Annotated in this window: 20 protein-coding genes and 1 pseudogene; 15 read left to right on the top strand and 6 right to left on the bottom strand. The window is 69.0% G+C overall.

The features are described from left to right. Positions 1-177: 177 nt before the first annotated feature. Positions 178-1,818 (bottom strand): hypothetical protein, encoded by a 1,641-nt coding sequence (locus DN412_RS43380; RefSeq protein WP_161563991.1) that lies wholly within the window; start codon positions 1,816-1,818, stop codon positions 178-180. Between the two features lie 687 nt (positions 1,819-2,505). On the opposite strand from DN412_RS43380, the gene DN412_RS07790 reads away from it, so the two are divergent. The 4 genes from DN412_RS07790 (at position 2,506) to DN412_RS07775 (ending at position 6,332) form a co-directional block, all read left to right on the top strand. After that, positions 2,506-3,291 carry a GntR family transcriptional regulator gene (locus tag DN412_RS07790; RefSeq protein ID WP_115013969.1) on the top strand — a complete coding sequence of 262 codons (786 nt, stop codon included), beginning with the start codon at positions 2,506-2,508 and terminating at the stop codon, positions 3,289-3,291. A 106-nt stretch (positions 3,292-3,397) separates the two neighbouring features. Further along, entirely contained in the window at positions 3,398-4,444 is a 1,047-nt protein-coding gene (locus DN412_RS07785) for a tripartite tricarboxylate transporter substrate binding protein (RefSeq protein ID WP_115013968.1), read from the top strand. Next, a complete protein-coding gene (locus DN412_RS07780; protein ID WP_115013967.1) occupies positions 4,441-5,727 on the top strand; it encodes a 3-isopropylmalate dehydratase large subunit in 1,287 nt (428 codons plus the stop codon). The genes DN412_RS07785 and DN412_RS07780 overlap by 4 nt, the downstream gene beginning before the upstream one ends. A 47-nt stretch (positions 5,728-5,774) precedes the next feature. Then, a complete protein-coding gene (locus DN412_RS07775) occupies positions 5,775-6,332 on the top strand; it encodes a LeuD/DmdB family oxidoreductase small subunit (protein ID WP_115013966.1) in 558 nt (185 codons plus the stop codon). A 15-nt stretch (positions 6,333-6,347) separates the two neighbouring features. Here the strand turns inward: DN412_RS07775 and DN412_RS07770 are convergent, their stop codons facing one another. Continuing rightward, entirely contained in the window at positions 6,348-7,043 is a 696-nt protein-coding gene (locus tag DN412_RS07770) for a phosphoribosyltransferase (RefSeq protein WP_115013965.1), read from the bottom strand. Positions 7,044-7,323: 280 nt separating this feature from the next. Between DN412_RS07770 and DN412_RS07765 the strand changes: the two genes are divergently transcribed. Beyond that, positions 7,324-7,512 carry a hypothetical protein gene (locus DN412_RS07765; protein WP_115013964.1) on the top strand — a complete coding sequence of 63 codons (189 nt, stop codon included), beginning with the start codon at positions 7,324-7,326 and terminating at the stop codon, positions 7,510-7,512. On the opposite strand, the gene DN412_RS07760 is transcribed toward DN412_RS07765, so the two are convergent. Beyond that, on the bottom strand, positions 7,491-8,390 hold the full coding sequence (locus tag DN412_RS07760; RefSeq protein ID WP_115013963.1) for a LysR family transcriptional regulator: 900 nt from the start codon (positions 8,388-8,390) through the stop codon (positions 7,491-7,493). The two genes, DN412_RS07765 and DN412_RS07760, sit on opposite strands and share 22 nt — an antisense overlap. A 174-nt stretch (positions 8,391-8,564) precedes the next feature. On the opposite strand from DN412_RS07760, the gene DN412_RS07755 reads away from it, so the two are divergent. Next, positions 8,565-9,023 carry a nucleoside deaminase gene (locus DN412_RS07755; RefSeq protein ID WP_115013962.1) on the top strand — a complete coding sequence of 153 codons (459 nt, stop codon included), beginning with the start codon at positions 8,565-8,567 and terminating at the stop codon, positions 9,021-9,023. Next, a pseudogene (locus DN412_RS07750) lies at positions 9,016-10,274 on the top strand (cyanate transporter). Before DN412_RS07755 ends, DN412_RS07750 begins: the two are co-directional and overlap by 8 nt. A gap of 15 nt (positions 10,275-10,289) precedes the next feature. Here DN412_RS07750 and cynS read toward each other — a convergent pair. Together cynS and DN412_RS45450 are read right to left on the bottom strand one after the other, a co-directional pair. Further along, positions 10,290-10,733, bottom strand: coding sequence for a cyanase (gene cynS / locus DN412_RS07745; RefSeq protein WP_078198698.1), 444 nt, complete (start codon positions 10,731-10,733; stop codon positions 10,290-10,292). An 89-nt stretch (positions 10,734-10,822) separates the two neighbouring features. After that, on the bottom strand, positions 10,823-10,951 hold the full coding sequence (locus tag DN412_RS45450; RefSeq protein WP_279635152.1) for a hypothetical protein: 129 nt from the start codon (positions 10,949-10,951) through the stop codon (positions 10,823-10,825). Positions 10,952-11,436: 485 nt separating this feature from the next. On the opposite strand from DN412_RS45450, the gene DN412_RS45445 reads away from it, so the two are divergent. The 8 genes from DN412_RS45445 (at position 11,437) to DN412_RS07710 (ending at position 19,313) form a co-directional block, all read left to right on the top strand. Further along, a complete protein-coding gene (locus tag DN412_RS45445; RefSeq protein WP_272939559.1) occupies positions 11,437-11,559 on the top strand; it encodes a hypothetical protein in 123 nt (40 codons plus the stop codon). Between the two features lie 29 nt (positions 11,560-11,588). Further along, positions 11,589-11,906, top strand: a complete 318-nt coding sequence (locus tag DN412_RS07740; protein ID WP_115013961.1) for a YXWGXW repeat-containing protein — start codon at positions 11,589-11,591, stop codon at positions 11,904-11,906. A gap of 708 nt (positions 11,907-12,614) precedes the next feature. Beyond that, complete coding sequence (locus DN412_RS07735; protein ID WP_115013960.1) at positions 12,615-13,598, top strand: helix-turn-helix transcriptional regulator; 984 nt, start codon at positions 12,615-12,617, stop codon at positions 13,596-13,598. 74 nt (positions 13,599-13,672) lie between these two features. Further along, the gene (locus tag DN412_RS07730; RefSeq protein WP_115013959.1) at positions 13,673-14,641 is read left to right on the top strand and encodes a glycosyltransferase family 2 protein; all 969 of its coding nucleotides are present in this window, start codon (positions 13,673-13,675) and stop codon (positions 14,639-14,641) included. Between the two features lie 108 nt (positions 14,642-14,749). Next, on the top strand, positions 14,750-15,961 hold the full coding sequence (gmd, locus tag DN412_RS07725) for a GDP-mannose 4,6-dehydratase (protein ID WP_208647577.1): 1,212 nt from the start codon (positions 14,750-14,752) through the stop codon (positions 15,959-15,961). A gap of 6 nt (positions 15,962-15,967) precedes the next feature. After that, on the top strand, positions 15,968-16,960 hold the full coding sequence (locus tag DN412_RS07720; RefSeq protein ID WP_115013958.1) for a GDP-L-fucose synthase family protein: 993 nt from the start codon (positions 15,968-15,970) through the stop codon (positions 16,958-16,960). Between the two features lie 25 nt (positions 16,961-16,985). Further along, on the top strand, positions 16,986-18,236 hold the full coding sequence (locus DN412_RS07715) for a glycosyltransferase WbuB (protein ID WP_115013957.1): 1,251 nt from the start codon (positions 16,986-16,988) through the stop codon (positions 18,234-18,236). A gap of 150 nt (positions 18,237-18,386) precedes the next feature. Then, on the top strand, positions 18,387-19,313 hold the full coding sequence (locus DN412_RS07710; RefSeq protein ID WP_115013956.1) for an FkbM family methyltransferase: 927 nt from the start codon (positions 18,387-18,389) through the stop codon (positions 19,311-19,313). A gap of 66 nt (positions 19,314-19,379) precedes the next feature. On the opposite strand, the gene DN412_RS07705 is transcribed toward DN412_RS07710, so the two are convergent. Next, positions 19,380-20,549, bottom strand: a complete 1,170-nt coding sequence (locus DN412_RS07705) for a glycosyltransferase (RefSeq protein WP_244222588.1) — start codon at positions 20,547-20,549, stop codon at positions 19,380-19,382. Positions 20,550-20,616 lie beyond the last annotated feature (67 nt).

The raw sequence follows: 20,616 nt of genomic DNA, 5'->3' as shown, positions 1-20,616 counted from the left end.
TCCCCCCTGCCAGTGCGCCGCCCCCATCCGGTCGGCTGCATGGCAACTAGGCTTGCGTAGGCATGACAGGGCCCGGGCGCCCGCACACAGGATGCGGGCGCCGGTCCTGCCGGCATGACTGCGAAACTGCCGGCCGGCCCAGGGCAAAGTCCCCGGGGTCCGGCCGCGTTGCGCGTCTTACCTGCCGCCCACGTTGAGGTTGGCCTGCACGTTCACGCTCTGCTGCACCAGCGATGCGGCGCCGCTGTTCTGGGTCGCCATCATGATGCCCGCCGCCGTCTGACCAACGCTGGTCATGGTGTTGGACATGTTGAACGTACCCGCGTCGACCAGGACGTAGCCGCCGCTGCCACCAGTGCCGCCAAGGCCGCCGTTGCCGACGCCGCCGGTACCACCGGCACCGCCGGTCGCTGCGCCGCCGCTGCCGCCGCTGCCACCGCTGCCGCCGTTACCACCGTTGCCGCCGTTGCCGCCGTTACCCGCGGTGGCGCTGCCGTTCGTGGCCACGCTGGTGGCCGCCCCGGAGGTGGCCGCCGCACCGCCGCCGCCTGCGCCGCCGATGCTGCTCTGCGCGCCGCCGGCACCGCCAGTCGCCGTGCCCGTGCCAGCCGTCGCCGTCGAGCGCGCGGCGCTCGAACCACCAGCGCCGCCAGTGCCGCTGCCGGCACCGCCGGTTGCGGCCGAGCCGGAAGTACCGGAACCGCCCGCACCGCCGGTCGCGCCTGCGCCGCCGCCCGTGCCCGTGCCTGCGCCGGCCGTGCCGGTTGCGCTCGAGCTTCCTGCGCTGCCACCCGCGCCGCCATTACCACCGTTGTCGGCACCCAGGCCGGCACTGCCGCCGCTGCCGCCCGCGCCACCGGTCGAAGCGGCCAGACCGCCCAGGGCACCGCTGGCACCCAGGCCGCCGCCGCCGGTCGCGCCAGCGCTGCCGCCCCGGCCGCCCGCGCCGAGCGAAGCGCTCAGCGCGCCGCCGCCAAGACCAGCGGCATCGCCACCGCCGCCGCCCTTGCTGCCCGCTGCGCTGAGCGCGCTGCCGCCCCTGCCAGAGGCGTTGCCGCCATCGCCGCCAAAGCCGATCGCCGCGCCGCCATTGCCACCGTCACCGCCGTTGGCACGGCCACTGGTCGCCTCGCCAGCCCTGGCGCCGCCGTTGTAGGCAAACGCCTTGGCACCGACCGCGCCGACTGCGCCGGCAGCACCGGCAGCACCGACAGCACCGTTTCCGCCCACGCCGCCAGCACCGGTACCGCCGTTACCGCCGGTGCCACCCTTGCCACCGAGGCCGGTGCCGCCGTTGGCGCTACCGGTGTTCGATGCATAGTTGCCGATGTTGTGGACGTTGTTGCCAGACACCGTGCCGTTCAGCTTGCTGAGCGCGATCGCCTTGCTGGTGTTGAAGGAGTTGGCGATACTCGACGATGCATTGCCGCCATTGGAGCCGGCATTGCCAATGCCATGTTCCATCGTCAGCTTGGCGCGGTTGTCGGAGTTGGTCTTGGTCTTGTTGTTGGAGTTGGTGTTGGTCTTGTTGTTGGAGTTGTTGGTCGACTTGTCGACCGCAACAGTGGCGGTCCTGTTGTTCGAATTCGTATTCGACTTGTCGACATCGATCGTGGTGGTCTTGGTGCTCGTGCTGTGATCGGAGTTGTCCTGGTTGGACGTCGAGTTCTCGTTGGCCGAGGACCCGCCGCCGGATTGGAGTGAGTTGGCGGTGGCGGTCTGGTGGCTCCAGCCATCGGTGTTGTTATTGGTCGGGTTACCCCACGCCGAACCAGCAAAGGCGAGGGCAATCGCCGACGCCAGAAGTGTCTTGTTCATACGATGCTCCCAGGAGGATTTCACAGTCACAGCGGCTCAGCCTCCGAGCGGCGCTCCGCTGTGGAACGACGTCTGGAGGTTCAGGTCCGGCTTCCTGCCAAACCAGCCTGCCCTTGCGCATAATCGGTGCCAGCTTCGTCACCTGCGGCGGCAAGTCCTTGTATTACAAGGGCCACCCGGCGCCCCGCGGGGAACTTTCCGATGTTTGGCCGGACCCACACCGGCCCCGGCATTGTGTGCGGCAGACGACATGTCACATCGCTGTGACAGTGCCGCCCCACGCCGCCCCAATGTGGCGCCTTAGCCTTGAAAAAACACCTTAGTTTTCAGGTGCTTATGACACCCACTCAGGACTTGCCCTGATCAGCCAGTCGCGTATCGAGGGTGAAACACGGGCGCGAGGGTGCCCTCGCCGTCGCCCGTGTGGGGCGGCCCACATAACCTGGCTGACGCGTTTCTGGCGCCATGTGCAAGCCTTGGCCGCCAGCGTTGCCAGGCTGCGCAAGACAGGCCGGCGTGCCGCCAGGCAGACTTGGCCGGCCCTGGCGCAATCGGGATGCATCGCTGCAACAGTGCCGGTTGCCCTGTCGTGAAAACACCTCAGCGTTTTTCCGCGCTAGGCCCCATGTCTGATTTAAAGTACATTAGAGGCATTACAGACTTGTCATCTCTTACGCAAGGGAAACCATGAGTGAAGCCGTCGTTCCCCTGTATCACCAGATTTACGTGGTGCTGCGCCAGCAGATCGTTGAAGGCCGCTTCGGCCAGGGTCCCCTGCCCGGCGAGATCGACCTGGCCAAGCAGTTCCACGCTTCGCGCGTGACCATGCGGCGCGTGTTCGACCGCCTGGTGCAGGAAGGGCTGGTGCGCCGCCACCGCGGGCTTGGCACCTTCGTCAATCCGCATCCGGTGCGCCCGGCCGAGGCGGCCGGCGAGGAACGTGGCACCAGCCTGCTCGACAACATCATCGACATGGGCCAGAAGACGTCGGTCAAGGTGATCTCGATCGACGAAGTCCATGCCACGCCAGACGTGGCCGAGTCGCTGCAGATCGAGCCGGGCGACCCGGTCGTGAAGATCGTGCGCGTGCGCCACTACCGCAACCGGCCGCTGTCGCACATCACGGTCTACCTGCCGGCCGAACTGGGCCGGCCGATCACGCGCAAGTTGCTGGAAGAAACCCCGGTGCTGCGGCTGCTGGAAGCCGGCGGCGTGAAGCTGGGACGTGCCAGCCAGGTGTTGTCGGCTCGCCTGGCCGACGTGGTGGTGGCCCCCCTGCTGGACGTGCCGGTAGGCGGCGCGCTGCTGGCGGTGCGCCGCGTGGTGAAGGACCAGGCCGGGCGCCCGGTGCAACTGCTGCTCGGCCAGTACCGCCCGGACCGCTACGAGTACCGGATGGAGCTGTCGCCCGCCGGCGTCGACAGCGCCAATGTCTGGGTGGAAAGCGAGACCCGCCCCGGCCTGCGCGACTGACGCCGCGGGCACTGCAGGCCCGCTGGCAGCGCCGCATGCAGTGCGTCCCGTCACATTCCGGGCGATACTGCGCATTCCTGATCACATCAAGCGAGGAGCCGCCGTCATGCCAGTGTTCCGCCTGGTCCCGTCCAGCCCGTCCCGTTTGCCCTCGATTGCCCGCCGCGCCGTGGTACGACGCCTCGGTGCTGTTGCCGGCTTGGCGGGCCTGGCCGCGTGCGCGCTGGTACTGCCGCTGTCCGCCGCTGCGCAGGCCCAGCTTGCCGGCGGCAAGCCGATCCGGATCCTGGTAGGCGCGCCCGCCGGCGGCACCACCGACACGCTGGCGCGCACCATCGCCCAGGAAATGTCCCAGGAGCTCGGGCAGCCGGTGGTGGTCGAGAACCGCCCCGGCGCCGGCGGCAATATCGCCGCCGACCTGGTCGCCAAGAGCGCGCCGGACGGCAGCACGCTGCTGATGAGCTTCACCAGCCATACCATCAACGCCACGCTGTACAAGAAGCTGCCGTTCGACCCGATCCAGGACTTCACGCCGATTACGCTGGTGGCCACCGTGCCGAGCGTGCTGGTGGCCACGCCCAAACTGCCGGCCAGCAATGTGCCCGAGCTGATCCGCCTGGCCCGCGCCGAGCCGGGCAAGCTGAACTTCGCCATCGGCTCGGTCGGCTCGTCGCTGCATATGGCGGGCGACATGTTCAAGATGATGACCGGCACCTACATCGTCAACATCCCGTACAAGGGCACCGCGCCGGCGCTGACCGACGTGCTGGCGGGCCAGTGCGACCTGATGTTCGCGAGCACCATCAACGTGTTGCCGCACGTGCGCGCCGGCAAGCTCAAGGTGCTGGGCGTGACCAGCCCCGCGCCGCTGCCGCAGTTCCCCGGCGCGGCGCCGATCGGCAACACCGTCAAGGGCTTTGAGTCGAGCGCGTGGTTCGGCCTGTTCGGACCGGCCGGCATGCCGCACGAGGTCACGCAGGCGCTGTACCAGGCCGCGCGCAAGGGGCTGGAAGCCCCCGCGGTGCGCAAGCGCCTGGAGAATGACGGCGCGCAGCCGATGGGCACGCCGCCCGAGGCCTTCGCCGCCTTCGTGAAGCAGGACGTCAAGCGCTGGGCGGCCGTGGTCAGGTATTCGGGAGCATCGCCGGAATGAGTTCTACCCCCGCCACACTGGCGCAAAAGCTGGTGGCACGCGCCGCCGGGCTGGCGCATGCTGCGATCGGCACCGTGGTGATCTGCCGGGTCGACCTGGCGATGTCACACGACTCCAGCGGCCCGCGCCGCGTGGCGCCGCTGCTGGATGAGCTTGGCACCGGGGTCTGGGACCCGTCGCGCTATGTGGTGGTGACCGATCATTTCGTGCCGGGCGGCGATTCCCAGGCCGAGGCTATCCTGCGCTTCACGCGCGACTGGACGCGCCAGGCCGGGGCCCACTTCATCGACGCCGAAGGCATCTGCCACGTGGTGCTGCCCGAGCGCGGCCATGTGCTGCCGGGCCGGCTCATCGTCGGCGGCGACAGCCACAGCCCCACCGGGGGCGCCTTCGGCGCCTATATGTTCGGCGTGGGCGCGACCGAGATGGCCGGCGTGCTGGCCACCGGCGAGATCTGGCTGCGGGTGCCGCACACCATCCGGCTGCAATGGGATGGCCAGCTTGCGCCGGGGGTCTGCGCCAAGGACATGATGCTGTTCCTGTGCGCCACCCTCGGCATGGGCGGCGCGCGCTACGAGGCGCTCGAATACACCGGCAGCGCCGTCGCCGCGCTGCCGATGCAGGAGCGCATGACGCTGGCCAATATGAGCGCCGAACTGGGCGCGCAGACCGGCCTGGTGGCGCCTGACGCGGTGACGATCGACTGGCTGGCCGAGACCGGCGTGCCAGCGCAGACGCTGGCGGCGATCGACCTGGCCCACTGGCGCACCGACCCCGGCGCGGCGGTGCTGGCCACCCACCGCTTCGACGCCGCGGCGCTGGCGCCGCAGGTCGCGGCGCCGCACTCGCCCGCCAACAGCGCGCCGGTGGACCAGGCCGCCGGCGAGCCCGTGCAGATCGCCTACCTGGGCGCCTGCACCGGCGCCAAGCTGGAAGACCTGCGCATGGCCGCGCGCGTGCTGCGCGGGCGCCGCGTGGCGGCGGGCGTGACGCTGCAGGTGGCGCCGGCCTCGCGCCGCGACCAGCTGCAGGCCGAGCGGGAAGGCACGCTCGGCATCCTGGCCGACGCTGGCGCCACGCTGCTGCCCAATGCCTGCGGTGCCTGCGCCGGCTATGGCGCGACACGCTTCCCGGCGGGCAGCCGCGCCATTGCCTCGACCGCGCGCAACTTCTCCGGCCGCATGGGCGACGCGGGCAGCGCTGTGTGGCTGGGCTCGCCGATGACGGTGGCCGCCAGCGCCGTCACCGGCCGCATTACCGATCCGCGCACGCTGCTGAAGTAACGCCGCGGACCTGACTTAGAGCCCGCCTGGCGGGACAGACTGACTGCATGACCTCTGCTGACGCCCCCAACCCTGCCCCCGCCCCTGTTGCTGCCCCTGTTGCTGCCCCTGCCGGCCGCCTGTGGCGCTTCGGCGATAACATCGATACCGATGCCATGGCCCCGGCCGTGCTGATGAAATCGCCGCTGCCCGTGCTGGCCCGCCATTGCCTGGCCTCGGTGCGCCCGGAGTTTCCCGGCAGCGTGCGCCCCGGAGACGTGCTGGTGGCAGGCGCCAACTTCGGCATCGGCTCATCGCGCGAGCAGGCGCCGCAGGCGCTGCGCGAGCTGGGCGTGGCGGCAGTGGTGGCGCAATCCTTTGGTGGGCTCTTCTACCGCAATGCCATCAACCTGGGCTTGCCGGTGCTGGTCTGCGCCGACACCGGCCGGCTGGCCGACGGCGCGCACGCGGTGCTGGACCTTGACACGGCGCAACTGCGCCTGGACGACGGCAGCCTGGTCGCGTGCGAACCCATTCCGGACTTCCTGCGCGCAATCCTGGCCGCCGGCGGGCTGGTGCCGCACCTGAAGGCGCGCCTGGCCCGGGAACGCGGCCAACTGGGTTGAGCGGCGGGTTGAACGTCAGGGCGCGGGCGGTGCCGCCGCCGCGCGCAGCAGGGCCAGCGCCTCTTCGTCGCTGGTCTGGCTGAAATCCAGGTAGAAAGCTCCCACCGCGCCGAAACTGGGCGGCGTGTTCAGGCAGATCACTTCGTCGGCCGCCGCCGACAGGCTGGCCAGCCCGTCCTGCGCGCCCACCGGCGTGGCCGCCACCACGCGCGCCGCCCCGGCCATGCGCACGCCTTCCAGCGCCGCGCGCATGGTGGCGCCGGTGGCCACGCCATCATCGACCACGATCACCGTGCGGCCCGCGCGCGCCGGCACCGGCGCACCGCCGCGATAGCGCTGCTGGCGCCGCGTGATCTCATCGAGCTGCCGGCCGCGCTCGGCATCGAAGCTGCCGCTCTCGACGGCGCGGCGCGCCCACGGGTCGTCATTGACCACCGTATGCGGCCCGCCGCCGCCGGCATCGCCCTCCACCACCGCGCCCAGCGCCAGTTCCGGGTAGCCGGCGGCGCCGATCTTGCGCACCAGCAGCACGTCCAGCTGTGCGTCGAGCGCGCGCGCCACCTCATAGGCCACCGGCACGCCGCCGCGCGGCAGCGCCAGCACCAGCGCCGGCTGGCCCAGCCGCGCGGCGCCAAAGCCAAGCTCGGCCAGGTGGCGGCCCAGGTATTGGCCCGCCTCGCGGCGATCAGCAAAGCACGGTGGCAGTGGCATGGCGCAATCCAATGGATGGGGAAACCCGGCGCGGGCCGCCCCTCCGCCAATATAGACCCTGCCGCAGCAGGCGGCGGCGCAACGCATCGGCATGGGCCAACCGCAGGCAACAGCGGACAAGTCACATCGATTGGGCGCGATTTCGCAACAGTGTGTTCAGCCCGGGGTGGCTGACTGCGCCGCGCTGCAGCATTAGCATGGCTACAGCGCTGACAACGCCGTTCCGTCGTTGCCGGGAGGTTGACACTGCACCCGCCCGGCCCTTGAAAGTGAGCCTGACATGACTTCGCCATCCCACGCCCGCGCCCAGCATGCGCACCCCGAGCACCAATCCACGGACGACGCCAGCCCCATGACCGCGCCCGACATCCCGTTCGGCTCGCTCGAAGCCGCCGCCATGGCCGAGCTGCCCTACACCTTCCGTCCGGCTGGCACCTGCACCCGCTACTACAACGAGTTCTTCGGCTGATCCGCGGGCGGCGCTCCCGGCCCCATCACGGTCTCGCACAGCGCGGCCAGCCGCGCGGCCATGTCGCGCGCCGCGGCTGGCAGGTCCGGCTGCGCGTGCAGGCTGAGCTCGACGTCGGGCACCGCGGCGGGCCAGGCATCCTCCAGCACCGTGTGGTGGGCCGTGGCCAGGCGCCGCGGCAGCAGCGTCACGCCCAGGCCATCGGCCACCGCGGCCAGGATGCTGGCCAGGCTGGCGCTGACAAAGGCCACGCGCCAGCGCCGGCCGCCGGCATCGAGCGCGTGCGTCATCTCGCCGCGGTACAGCCCGCCCGCCGGAAATACCACCAGCGGCACGGGGTCGCGCGCCACCGCCGGACGGCTGCGGCTGTCGATCCAGCACAGCGGCTCGGGCCAGCTGGCCAGCCCCGGCGCCTGCCCGGTCCGCTGCTTGACCAGCACCAGGTCCAGTTCCCGGTCCTGGAAGCGTTGCCACAACTCATGGCTCATGCCGCTGGTCACCTCCAGCCGCATGCCCGGCCAGTCATCGGCAAACCCCGCCAGCACCGGCGTCAGCGGCCGCGCGGCAAAGTCCTCGGGCACGCCGATGCGGATCTCGCCCTGGCCGGCGCTCTGGCGTAGCTGCCCCACCGCCTCGGCCATCAGCTGCTGCAGGCGGCGCGCGTAGCCCAGTAGCCGCTCGCCTTCCGGCGTGGTCGTCACATAGCGGCCGCCACGGTCCAGCAGCGCGCAGCCAAGCTGGTCTTCCAGGCGGCGCACCTGCTGGCTGACGGTCGACTGGGTCAGGTGCACGCGCTGGGCGGCGCGGGTAAAGCTGCCGCTCTCCGCGACGGCGACAAAGCTCTGCAACAGCACGGGATCAAGGCTAGGGTCCTGCATGGCCGGTTATCCATTGGATTTTCCACTGCCAGCGATTTCATCATTTAATTTCCCAATTACCAAGCCCCGGCGTACAGTTGGCACGCTGCCCCGGCCTGCGCCCCGCCGCCACTGGGCAAGCCCCTCAAAGACCCATGCCGCCCTGCTGGCGAGCATGCACTCACTTTGCCAATCATGACCACTCACCAGGAATTCATGCACGAGGCGGTTCGCCTGGCCGTTGCCAACCGTGACCGCGGCGCCCGCCCCTTCGGCGCCGTGCTGGTGCTCGACGGCGAGACCGTCGCCACCGGCGTCAACGACATCGTCCACAGCCACGACCCCACCACCCATGCCGAAATGGAGGCTGTGCGCGCCGCCGCGCGCAAGCTGGGCCGCCCCGACCTGCGCGGCAGCCTGGTCTATGCCAGCGGCCACCCCTGCCCGATGTGCCTGGCGGCGATGACCATGGCCGGCGTGCAGGCCGTGTACTACGCCTTCGACAACAACGATGCCGCGCCCTACGGCATGTCGAGCGAGGCCGCCTACCAGGCGCTGCGCCTGTCGCTCACCCCGCCGCCGCTGCCGCTCACGCGGGTGCCGGTCGACATCTCCGCCGCGCAGCTCTACGGCATGCGCGCTCCCCGTGGCTGAGGCCGCGCGCGAGGCTGGCCGCGCCGTCGGCACCGTGCGCCCGTCGCCGCCGCGCTGGCTGGTGCTGGCGGCCGTGGCCGGCATCGGCCTGAACCTGCGGCCGTTCCTGACCGCGGTCGGCCCGCTGGCCCCGGCCATCCGCACCGGCACCGGCCTCGGCTACCAGGGCATGGCCTGGCTGACGCTGCTGCCGATGCTGCTGATGGGCGTGGGGGCGTTCTTCGGCCCGGCCATCCGTGCGCGGATGGGCGCGCGCACCGCGGTGCTGGGCGCGCTGGCCTTGCTCGGCGCCGGGTGCGCGCTGCGGCTGGGCGTGGCCGACGGCACCTGGCTGATCGCCTCGGCGGCGCTGTGCGGACTGGGCGTGGCAGTGGTGCAGGCAGCCTGCCCGGGCTTGGTCAAGCAGGAGTTCCCGGGGCGCGTGGCGCCGGTGATGGGCTTGTATTCCGCCGCGCTGATGGGCGGCGGCGCGCTGGGCGCGCAACTGTCGCCCTGTGTGACCGACCTGGCCGGCAGCTGGCGCTGTGGGCCGTGCCCGCGCTGGCGGCGCTGGCCCTGGCCTGGTTGGCGCTGCCGCGTGCCGCGGCTCACATGCCCGCGGCCGCGCCTGCAAGCCGCCCGGCGGGCGCGACCCGCGCGTTGTTGCGGCGTCCGCGCACCTGGCTGCTGATGGCGTGCTTTGGCGTGATGAACGGCGGCTATGCCTCGCTGGTGGCGTGGCTGGCGCCGTTCTACCAGAGCCACGGCTGGAGCGCGCCGGCCAGCGGCTCGCTGGTGGCGCTGATGGCGGTGGCGCAGGCCGCCGCGGCGCTGCTGCTGCCGGCACTGGCGGCGCGCAGCCTGGACCGCCGCGCGTGGATGGCGCTGGCACTGGCGCTGCAGGTGGCGGGCTTTGCCGGGTTCGCGCTGTGGCCCGACGCCGCCCCGCAGGCATGGGCCGTGATCGGCGGCGCCGGCCTGGGTGGCTGCTTTGCGCTGTACCTGGTGGTGGCGCTGGACCACCTGCCGGACCCCGACAGCGCCGGCGCGCTGAGCGCCGTGATGCAGGGCGGCGGCTTCCTGCTGGCATCGCTGGCGCCGTGGATCACCGCCATGCTGCACGAGCATACCGGCGACTTCGCCGCCGGCTGGTGGTACCACCTGGCCTGCGCCGCGGTGGTCGGCGTGCTGACCATGCGCCTGGACCCGGCGCGCTATGGCGTGTCCTTTGCGATGCCGCCGGTGCGCGCGGCCAGCTACGCCCCGCAATAGATCCCAGGCAGGTCGTCAGTACGTCTTGTAGGGCAGGAACTTGCCCGACATCTCGATGCGCACCCGGTCCCCGTTGGGGTCGGGCTCGCGCTGCAGGTCCATGCGGAAGTCGATCGCGCTCATGATGCCGTCGCCAAACTCTTCGTGGATCAGCGCCTTGAACGTGGTGCCGTACACGCTGATGAGCTCATAGAAGCGGTAGATCAGCGGATCGGCAGGCACCTGCGTGGGCAGCGAACCCTTGTACGGCACCTCGCGCAGCCAGGGCTCGGCCTCGGGCGGCAGCCCGAACACCTCCATCACCGCGCGCGCGCCGGCGGCATCGAACGCCATCTGGCCCAGGCACGCCGCGGTTGTCCATTCCTTGCTGCGGCCGACGCGATCGGCCACCTGCGCCCAGGTAATGCCGCGGGTGACCTTGGCTTCGATGATGAGGTCGGTAACGTCGCTGCGGTTCATGCTACCTCCATGACAGGGGTGGGTTGGATGAAACCACTCGGACTGCCACGGCGGCTGGGAGTTGATACCATCCCGGCGGCACTGCCGGGTCAGCGTGTCACGGCCGTCTCGACAATGGCCGTTGCATCCGCGGGCGCCGACTCCTGCGGCAGCGCGAACAAGGCTGCGGCGGGCGGCGACAGCCCTTGCAACCATTGCAAGGCAAGCACGATCAGCATGACGGGCATGGCGCCTCCTTCAAGCACGCGAGGCCACTTCCGATTGGTATAGCCCATGGCGCAAGCTTTATGCCACTGCCAATGGCCGGCATTGCGCCCGTGCACGCACCGTAACGGTTCCCGTGCGCCCACTGTCGCGCCATGGCGAGGCATCGCGCACCGTCCAGGCGTACCTGTTTCTGCGTGCCCGGCGGGGCCGCCCGCAAACGGTGCAGCGGCGAGTCCGCGTCCTGCCGCCTTGCGAGAATTATTTCCGGTGTAACGTCACATTACCTCCGACGTGGCCCGCCCGCGCCCCGCCCCGGGGCCGCCGCCCTGCCCGCAAAGCCTTGACAGGCAAGGGTTTCCAAGGCGCCACGCGCTCGTCACCGGCCTTCGCCAACGGCCACCCCCATGTGAGACAGCCTTACAAGTGCAAGCACCCAGTGCGGGGGGCCGGCCGCTACATTGAAGCCGTGTCCAACGCGAACCCGCCAGGAACCCATATGAAACGCGCCCTCTCCCTGGTCGTGCTGCTGTCCACCACGGCCGCACTGCTTTCCGCCTGCATCGTGGTGCCCCCGCGCGAGGGTCCGCCCCCGCGCTACCACCACTATGACCGCTACTGACTGATCCATCCGCCCAAAGGAGCATCCATATGAAACGCCAACTCCTGCTTGCTGCTGCCGTCCTCGCCACGGGCGGCGCCTTCGGACTGACCGCCCCTGCCGAGGCCCAACCGGTCATGGTCGCCCAGGGCTATGGCCATCCGCCCCCGCCGCCGCGTTATGAGCCACATCCTGCCGCGCGTCGCGGCCAGGTGTGGGTGCCGGGCCACTGGGCAGCCACCGGCGGGCGCTACGCCTGGCGCGGCGGTTACTGGCAGGCCGAGCGCGCAGGCTACCGCTATGTGCCGGAGCGCTGGGTGCGCGGCCCGAACGGCTGGGTCATGCGCCCTGGCCACTGGGTACGGTGATGTCTGGCCGGCCGCACCGGGATTGCACCCCGCCTTCCGGCGGTTGGTGGCAAGCACGGCGCGGCCGGTGCTGCCGGCGCCGCAGCCCTCATCCGCGGTGGTAGCCGGGCCTCATCCAGAAGCATTAGGCCATGCGCCCGACCCGATGAAAAATCAGGCACTTTGATTTCGCAACAACCATCCGCGCCCTCGTTTCATAATTGGAGCAGCGCCGCTGCAGATATATTACGGACACCCCACAATGGGGTTATAAAACCGCCATATTGGGGGTATTGATAATCCAATCTGTTTCAGTCTTGCAACCAATTAAATTCTGAATGTCACATCAGTGAAACCACCGCGAACGGCGCCAGCGCGGCGTTTGCGGAACCTGTTACGACACATTTTGGTGATTTTTGAAAGGATTATTAATGTCCGTTCATTTCCACCCTCTCCCATCCCTAACCCACTCGCTTGCATTCCATTCACTCAGCCCATAAGATGAATTTCAATTGATTTAGGAGTAAGTATCTCCCGGGTTCGGGTCCAGGGTCATCCTTCCAGCTGTCGACAAGTTCCAATCAGAAGAACGGAACCGCCGGGCATGGAAGCATGGGGGTCAGCCACAGTGTCAGTCGCCAGTCACCCCGGTGACTGCCGCCCTGTTATGCCCTCCATACGCAAAGCACCCTGCAGTCCGCCCCCGGGAAAAAACGGGGAGTGAAGTCAATGAATGCCTTGCTGATCGAGGAGCATCCGCTGCTCCGGCTCGGGCTTTTGCAGATGCTCGAGAACATCCAGGAATCCGCTCAGGTTGCGGCCATTGTGCCCGCGGATATCGCCAGGCTGGACGCCCGGCACCACAATGCAGACCTGCTGGTGTTCGGCATGCCGGCCGACACGGGTCCCGGCTGGGCGCAACTGGAACAGGCCCGGCAGGCGCTGGCGCCACAGCGCATTCTCATCCTGGCTGACACCCTGCCCTTGCATGTGCCCACCGCGGACAGCGCGCGCGGCGTATGCGGCTGCCTGCCCAAGTCCGCCTCGCTGGCGGTGATCGAGGCTGCCATCCGGATGGCGGTGTCGGGCGTGCAGGGGCTGCTGTTCGCCGCGGAGACCGGCGCGTTGCCCTCGGCATCGCGCTCGGCCATGCCGGCCACCCAGTCACTCGCCTCGGCCGCGCCGCTGCCGCTCAGTGCCGCGCACGCGGCCCCCCTGCCGGGGGAGCAGTTGTCGCTGGCGTCCTGCGCCAGCACCCCGCGCGCCGCGCTGCGCTCCGCCGTCGCGGTACGGGACCTGACCGACCTCAGGCCGGGCCAGCCACTGTCTGCGCCGACCTCTACGCCTGCCTCTGCGGCAGCCGATGCCGTGTCGCTGACCGAGGAAGAGCCCGGCTACGACGAAGCTGAAATGCTCAAGATCACGCCGCGCCAGTATGAAGTGCTGGTGCTGCTGGCACGCGGCTATCCGATCAAGACGGTCAGCCGCATGCTCAATATCTCGGTGGCCACAGTGAAAAGCCATGCCTGCACGCTCTACCAGCGGCTGAAGGTACGCAACAAGGGCGAGGCGGTGTACGCAGCCTTGCAGCGCGGCGCCACGCTGGAATGGGTCAGCGGCGACGAACGCATCACGCGCGAATCCAACACCGGCGCCGCGGTGGCGCCAAGGCGCAACGAACCGCCGTGCGAGGCGGTCAGGCCAGCGGTCTGAGTGCTTTGCCGCGCCGCGCCCGCACAGACGGGCCGGCGCAAGTGCCGGCAATTGCCGGCCAGGGAGGGGTCATCATGCCAGCCAGCACGTTCTTGCCCAGCTTTTCCGTGTGCGTGAGCACGCGCGACCATCCGGACGGCCTGTGCCAGGCACTGCAGTCGATCGCTGAATCGACCATGCCGCCGCACCAACTGATCGTCTCCGACGACAGCAGCAACTACGCCACCCGCGAACTGATGCGCGCGGCCTATCCGCACATCCCGTACCTGGAAGGACCCAGGCGCAGCGGCGCGGCCAACCGCAACCGGCTGCTGCGCGCGGCGACCGGCTCGCACGTGCTGTTTCTTGACGACCACACCACGCTGGGGCCGACCTTCCTGCAGCAGATGGGAGAGCGCCTGGCCGACGACTTCATCTACCGCGTCGCCGCGGGCGGCAACGCCGACACCCTGGTGCTGACCGGCATTGCCATGTGCGAGGGCGAGTGCCTGCACCCGCTGCACCATGACTTCCTCGGACAGCCTTTGCGCCACCCCTCGCGCCATGGCGCGCGCGCGCGGCCGCTTTGCTCGGTGGTGCTGTCCAGCACCGTCTTTCCGCGCTCGCTGCTGGATCACCTGCCGTTCGACGAGCGCCTGGACTCCGGCTACGACGTTCCCGATCTCGCCGGGCGCGCCGTCTACGGCCACGGATGCTGCATCGAACTGGTCCCCAGCGCGGTGAACCACCTGCACACGGCGCGGCCCGCGCCGTGCGCCGGCAGCCCTGCCGCCGATGCTGCGCGCATGGTCACCATGCTGCACCGGTACGGCCGCAGTCAGCACCGCCCGACCAAGGCAGCGCTGTTCCTGATGCTGGCCTTGCCGCACAATCTCGGCCATCACCTGCATCGCTCCGGCTGGCGCGGCGTGGCACCGTTCTGGGTGACCACGCAACTGCTCTGGCGGCATCTGCGGCTCGCCCCGGACCATGCCCGCCCCGAAGACCAGGAGCGCGCCGATGCCGCGGCGCCGGTATCGCGCACCGAGTCCACTGAATCCTGATCCGTTGCGCCGGGCCCACATCGGCCCGGGGTCCTTGTGTGGGGTAGCAGACGGTCCGCCGCCGGCCCGCGGCGCTACAGTCGCCACACTTGCTAACGGATCAGAGCCATGGGCGCAAACGAGCTGGACACTCTTGGGCATATCACCGCTAGCGGACCGGAACGCTCCGCGCCACGCGGACGCAACGGCATCCGGCGTGCCCTGATCACCGGCATCACCGGTCAGGACGGGGCCTACCTGTGCGAACTGCTGCTGGCCAAGGGCTATGAAGTCCACGGCATCAAGCGGCGCAGTTCGCTCTTCAACACGGAGCGCATCGACCACCTGTACCAGGATCCCCAGGCGCAGGAGCGCCGCCTGATCCTGCACCACGGCGACATGACCGACACCGCCAGCCTGGTTCGGGTGGTGCAGCAGTCGCAGCCGGACGAGATCTACAACCTTGCCGCGCAGAGCCACGTGCAGGTCTCCTTCGAGCAACCGGAATACACCGCCAACACCGACGGGGTCGGCACGCTGCGCTTGCTCGAGGCGATCCGCATCCTGGGGCTGGAGAAGCTCACGCGCTTCTATCAGGCGTCCACGTCCGAGCTCTACGGGCTGGTGCAGGAAACCCCGCAGAAGGAAACCACGCCCTTCTATCCGCGCAGCCCCTATGCCGCCGCCAAGCTCTACGCCTACTGGATCACGGTGAACTACCGCGAGGCCTATGGCATGTATGCCTGCAACGGCATCCTGTTCAACCATGAAAGCCCGGTGCGCGGCGAGACCTTCGTCACGCGCAAGATCACGCGCGCCATTGCCCGCATCGCGCTGGGCCTGCAGGAAACGCTCTACCTGGGCAACCTGTCGGCCCTGCGCGACTGGGGCCACGCGCGCGACTACGTCGAGATGCAATGGCTGATGCTGCAGCAGCCCGCGCCGGAGGACTTTGTCATCGCCAGCGGCGAACAGCACAGCGTGCGCGAGTTCGTGCAGCGCGCGGCGCGCGAGCTGGGCATCACCATCACCTTCCACGGCAGCGGGGTCGATGAGGTCGGCATGGTCGAGCATGTCGAGCCAGACCCGCGGGGCGGCAGGATCGCGCCGGTGTGCAAGCCAGGCGAAATCGTGGTGCGGGTCGATCCGCGCTACTTCCGGCCCACCGAGGTGGAAACCCTGCTGGGCGACGCCAGCCGCGCACGCGAGCGCCTGGGCTGGACCCCGCGCACCGGCTTTGCGGAACTGGTCAGGGAAATGATCGAAGCCGACTACGCCGCCGCGCGGCGCGATGCGCTGGTCAGGCTGGCCGGGTTCCAGGCCTTCAATCACCTCGAGTAGCCCACCATGAACGAGGCCATCGCACCGCGTCCGCGCGTCTTTGTCGCCGGCCACCGCGGCATGGTCGGCTCGGCCATCGAGCGCGCGTTGCGCGCGCGCGGCACGGCCGACATCGTGACGCGCACGCACGCCGAGCTGGATCTGTGCGACCAGCAGCAGGTGCAGGCATTCTTTGCCGCGCAGCGCATCGACGAGGTCTACCTGGCCGCCGCCCGTGTCGGCGGCATCCATGCGAACAACACCTATCCCGCGGAATTCATCCACCAGAACCTTGCCATCGCCACGCATGTCGTCCACGCCGCGTGGCAGGCCGGGGTCCGGCGCCTGCTGTTTCTCGGCTCAAGCTGCATCTACCCCAGGCTGGCGCCGCAGCCGATCCGCGAAGCGGCGCTGCTGACCGGCGCGCTGGAGCCGACCAACGCGCCCTACGCGATCGCCAAGATCGCCGGCATCATGCTGTGCGACAGCTACAACCGGCAGTACTGCACCGACTTCCGCTGCGTGATGCCGACCAACCTCTATGGGCCGGGCGACAACTACCACCCTGAGAACAGCCATGTCATACCGGGGCTGATCCGCCGCTTCCACGATGCGCGCCTGGCCGGTGCGCCGCGCGTGGCGGTGTGGGGCAGCGGCCGGCCCCTGCGCGAATTCCTGCATGCCGACGATCTCGCGCGTGCCTGCCTGCACGTGATGGCCCTGCCTGCACCGGCATACCGCGAGGCAGCCCCCGCGGGCTTTCTCAACGTGGGCAGCGACGACGAGATCTCGATCGGCGCGCTGGCGGAACTGGTGGCACGGGTCACCAACTATCGCGGCACCCTCGGCTTCGAAGCCGACAAGCCCGACGGCACGCCGCGCAAGCGGCTGGACAGCGCCGCCATCATGGGCACGGGCTGGCGCCCGCAGATCCCCCTGCAAGACGGCCTGCGCCGCGTGTACGAGGAGGCCTGCCGCACCGGCATGCTGCCCAGCGGCATCGCGCCCGCGCTGGCCTGACCATGAGCGCGCGCGCGGAGCTGCCATGAAGATCCTGATCTACTGCCAGAACTACGCGCCGGAGCTGACCGGCATCGGCAAGTACACCGGTGAACAGGCGCAATGGCTGGCCGCGCGCGGGCATGAGGTGCGCGTCATCTGCGCGCCGCCGTACTACCCCGCCTGGCGCGTCGGCGAAGGCTACAGCGCGTGGCGCTATCGCCGCGAGATGCATGACCAGGTCACGGTCTACCGCGCGCCGGTCTGGGTGCCGCGCAAGCCCTCCGGCCTGCTGCGCATCCTGCACCTGATGAGCTTTGCGCTGAGCAGCGCGCCATGGCTGGCGGCGCAACTGCGCTGGCGCCCCGACGTGATCTTTGCCGTCGAACCCACGCTGATGTGCAGCCCGGCGGCGCTGCTGCTCGGCAGCTGGACCCGCGCCAGGACCTGGCTGCATGTGCAAGACCTGGAGGTCGATGCCGCTTTCGCCCTGGGCGTGCTGCGGCATCCGCTGCTGCGCGGCCTGGCCACGCGCATGGAGCGTGCGCTGACCACGCGCTACCACCGGGTCTCCACCATCTCGCATGCGATGGCGGATGCCTTGCTCGCCAAGGGCGTCAGCGACGCGCGCCTGAAGCTGCTGCCGAACTGGGCCGACCTGCACGAGGCATCGCCCGACGCCGCGCACGCCTTCCGGCAGACACTGGGGATTCCCGCCGATGCGGTGCTCGCCCTCTATGCCGGCAACATGGGCAACAAACAGGGCCTGGAAGTGCTGGCCGACGCCGCGCAGGCACTGCAGGGCCATCAGCGCATCCACGTGGTGCTGTGCGGCGAGGGCAGCGGCCGTGCCGCGCTGCAGGACCGGTGCGCGGGCCTGGCGCGCGTGCACTTCCTGCCACTACAGCCGCAGGCGCAGTTCCACGCCATGATGGCGGCCGCCGATATCCACCTGTTGCCGCAGCGCGCCGATGCCGCCGACCTGGTCATGCCCTCCAAGCTCACCGGCATGCTGGCAAGCCGGCGCGCGGTCATTGCCACCGCGTTGCCCGAGACCGAACTTGGGCGCCTGGTGGGGCGCGTGGGCGTGCTGGTGCCGCCGGGCGATGGCAGCGCCCTGGCCCACGCCATTGCGACGCTCGCGTGCCAGCCGCAGCGGCGCGCCATGCTTGCCGCCGCCGGCCGCGCATGGGCCGAAGCCCATCTCGGCCGCGACGCCGTGCTGTCAGGACTGGAATCAGCGCTGCAGGAGCTGGTGTCATCATCCGCAGCACCAGACGCCTCGGCGGTCGCCTGAGCCCGAGGCAGAGTGCGATGCCGTACAGACCTCGGCCGCCCCGGCTTTGATAATCCTTGTGCAAGATTTCGCTGGAGGCTGCCCAGTCAAAAAAGACCCTATGCAACGTTCAGCGGCTAGGTCGTCCGATATCTAAAGGAGCGCGCTGCAATGCAAGTCGATCCTCACCAGGCCTACCAGTACAAGCAATCGGTCCTCAACACCGCGCTTCAGCAGATTCAGCTGGCGCTGTTCAGGCAACTGACCCGAAAGAGCCAGAACCTGTTTCTCCGGGGTGCCGATCAGATCTCCGCTGCGCCGCAAGTCACCGGCAACCACGAGCCCCATGTCCGCAGCTTCATCGAGCACTATGCGAATGCCGGCTACGGCGATTTTCTGATCGATATCGGCGCAAATATCGGCCTCACATCATGCCAGTCAGGCGGCAGGTTCCGGCAGGTTCACATGTTCGAGCCCAACCCGGATTGCTTCTCCATCCTCCGGGTCAACGCCCGGATTTCGCTGGCCGGCACCGACTATCGTCTCTATGAATTCGGCCTGGGCGAAGCCAATGAACGCAAAGTCCTGAATGTGCCCCGTCACAACTGGGGTGGCGCCTTTATTGACGACGAGCACAATAGTTACTCGGCAGCCACGCTGGCGAGCAAGGATGGCTTCGATCATATCGACCCGCAACAGTATCTCCGGGTGGAGATCCAGATCGCCGCGGCGGACGAGGTATTTCGGAACCTGTTCTGCGGCCTGATGGAAGCCGGCTTGACCTCCGGCGTCATCAAGATCGATGTCGAAGGCTACGAGCCGACCGTCATTCATGCCATCGCACGCACCATTCCGAAGGAAATCAGTGCTGCGGTGGTATTCGAGAGTTGGGACGATGACCTCGACGTCAGCCAGCTGCTTGACGCGTTCGGCGGTCGGGCATCGGCATTCCGGATACAGTACATCAAGCGATACAAGCAAAGCTGGCCGAAACTCCTCAAGCTCGCGGCCTTTGCCTTGTCGGGCGGATACACCTATACGATTTCCCCCGTCGTGGCGGGAAAGACCAAGGGAGATCTGGTACTGAGTATCCGATAGCGAGAACCGGTAAATCCGGCCCACACCGTCCGCTGCCGCGTTGACCGCCAGCTTCGGTATTTTCCGCTATCCCCGGGCCGGCCCTTCCTGCCCCTGAGCCTCGCCGGCAGGCTCAGGGGCCAGCGCGACACGGTAGATGGCCTCGTACTGGTCCAGCGCCCGGTCCGCCGAGAAATGCCGGGCCCACGACAGCGACTCCGCAGACAGCCGGCCGAGCTTCGCCTCGGGCCACGACAGCAGATCCAGCAGCATCCCCACGTTGCGCCGGGCCCAGGCTTGCGCCTGCCCAGGCACCATCGGCTCCATCAGCAGCGCCAGCCCGCCGCCGATCTCCTGCATCGGCGCACGCGCCGTCGTCAGCACCGGAACGCCGCACGCCATGGCTTCGATCACAGGCCAGCCGAAGCCCTCTTCCAGGCTCGGAAACAGCAGCACCGCCGCCAGCGCATAGACGGCGTGGACAGCCGCGGTGGACATCCCGTGCAGAAAGCGCACCCTGCCCCCAAGCCGCTCCGCGCTGTCGGCCATCTCGCGCATGGCCGGGGTCGGCTCGGGCCCGATCATCCACAGCGGGCGCGGCGCGCCGGATTCGCGGGAAACAACCTCGCAATAAGCCTGGTACAGCGCCAGCACGCCTTCGCGGTTCTTGTACCACTGGTTGCCGCCGATATGGACAAGCATGCCGGGACGGATCTCGTCGACGCTGGCCGCATGTAGCCGGCGTATGGCCACGTCGTGCGAGAGCGGGCGAAACGGGTAATTGAGGCCGTTGTGCACCACCTGGACGTGCGGCGCGGGCGCCGGATGCAGGCGCAGCAAGTCTTGCGCAGTCTTCTCCGAGACCGCGACGAAATTCCGGCCCAGCGCGATGCCCCGCATGATCAGCGACTGGTAGATGCGCCCGCTGACCGAGAGGTTCCGCCCCGGGAATTCGCCGGCGGCAGTGCGCTGGGCGATGAAATCGTGGCAGTGGATCACGTGCGGGCGGCGATGCAGCAGCCACATCCACATGCCCAGCGAATGATCGGTCAGCACCACCAGCGCGCCCGCTCTCTCGCGGCGCAACCGCCACCACGTCAGCGCGGGAAAGATCACGTACTGGTCGATATAGCCCAGCCACTTGCGCAATCCCGGGCGCGCGGACAGCCGCACCAGCACGGCCGGCGGCGTCCACAGCTGCGTATCGTGGCCGCGCTCGCGCATGCCCTCGACGATCATGGCCGCGAAGCGGTCCATGCTGTGGCTGCCGAAAAAGGCAGGATGACCGAACAGAATAAGCCTCATATTGCCTTTCGCAGATCGA

It is taken from the genome of Cupriavidus lacunae, assembly GCF_003353055.1.
Classification (GTDB): Bacteria; Pseudomonadota; Gammaproteobacteria; order Burkholderiales; family Burkholderiaceae; genus Cupriavidus; species Cupriavidus lacunae.
This window is presented reverse-complemented; position numbering and strand designations above follow the sequence as displayed.

Coding starts and splice junctions, on each gene's coding strand:
- DN412_RS43380 (WP_161563991.1), bottom strand. CDS start 1,818: ATGAACAAGACACTTCTGGCGTCGGCGATTGCCCTCGCCTTTGCTGGT.
- DN412_RS07790 (WP_115013969.1), top strand. CDS start 2,506: ATGAGTGAAGCCGTCGTTCCCCTGTATCACCAGATTTACGTGGTGCTG.
- DN412_RS07785 (WP_115013968.1), top strand. CDS start 3,398: ATGCCAGTGTTCCGCCTGGTCCCGTCCAGCCCGTCCCGTTTGCCCTCG.
- DN412_RS07780 (WP_115013967.1), top strand. CDS start 4,441: ATGAGTTCTACCCCCGCCACACTGGCGCAAAAGCTGGTGGCACGCGCC.
- DN412_RS07775 (WP_115013966.1), top strand. CDS start 5,775: ATGACCTCTGCTGACGCCCCCAACCCTGCCCCCGCCCCTGTTGCTGCC.
- DN412_RS07770 (WP_115013965.1), bottom strand. CDS start 7,043: ATGCCACTGCCACCGTGCTTTGCTGATCGCCGCGAGGCGGGCCAATAC.
- DN412_RS07765 (WP_115013964.1), top strand. CDS start 7,324: ATGACTTCGCCATCCCACGCCCGCGCCCAGCATGCGCACCCCGAGCAC.
- DN412_RS07760 (WP_115013963.1), bottom strand. CDS start 8,390: ATGCAGGACCCTAGCCTTGATCCCGTGCTGTTGCAGAGCTTTGTCGCC.
- DN412_RS07755 (WP_115013962.1), top strand. CDS start 8,565: ATGACCACTCACCAGGAATTCATGCACGAGGCGGTTCGCCTGGCCGTT.
- cynS (WP_078198698.1), bottom strand. CDS start 10,733: ATGAACCGCAGCGACGTTACCGACCTCATCATCGAAGCCAAGGTCACC.
- DN412_RS45450 (WP_279635152.1), bottom strand. CDS start 10,951: ATGCTGATCGTGCTTGCCTTGCAATGGTTGCAAGGGCTGTCGCCGCCC.
- DN412_RS45445 (WP_272939559.1), top strand. CDS start 11,437: ATGAAACGCGCCCTCTCCCTGGTCGTGCTGCTGTCCACCACGGCCGCA.
- DN412_RS07740 (WP_115013961.1), top strand. CDS start 11,589: ATGAAACGCCAACTCCTGCTTGCTGCTGCCGTCCTCGCCACGGGCGGC.
- DN412_RS07735 (WP_115013960.1), top strand. CDS start 12,615: ATGAATGCCTTGCTGATCGAGGAGCATCCGCTGCTCCGGCTCGGGCTT.
- DN412_RS07730 (WP_115013959.1), top strand. CDS start 13,673: ATGCCAGCCAGCACGTTCTTGCCCAGCTTTTCCGTGTGCGTGAGCACG.
- gmd (WP_208647577.1), top strand. CDS start 14,750: ATGGGCGCAAACGAGCTGGACACTCTTGGGCATATCACCGCTAGCGGA.
- DN412_RS07720 (WP_115013958.1), top strand. CDS start 15,968: ATGAACGAGGCCATCGCACCGCGTCCGCGCGTCTTTGTCGCCGGCCAC.
- DN412_RS07715 (WP_115013957.1), top strand. CDS start 16,986: ATGAAGATCCTGATCTACTGCCAGAACTACGCGCCGGAGCTGACCGGC.
- DN412_RS07710 (WP_115013956.1), top strand. CDS start 18,387: ATGCAAGTCGATCCTCACCAGGCCTACCAGTACAAGCAATCGGTCCTC.
- DN412_RS07705 (WP_244222588.1), bottom strand. CDS start 20,549: ATGGACCGCTTCGCGGCCATGATCGTCGAGGGCATGCGCGAGCGCGGC.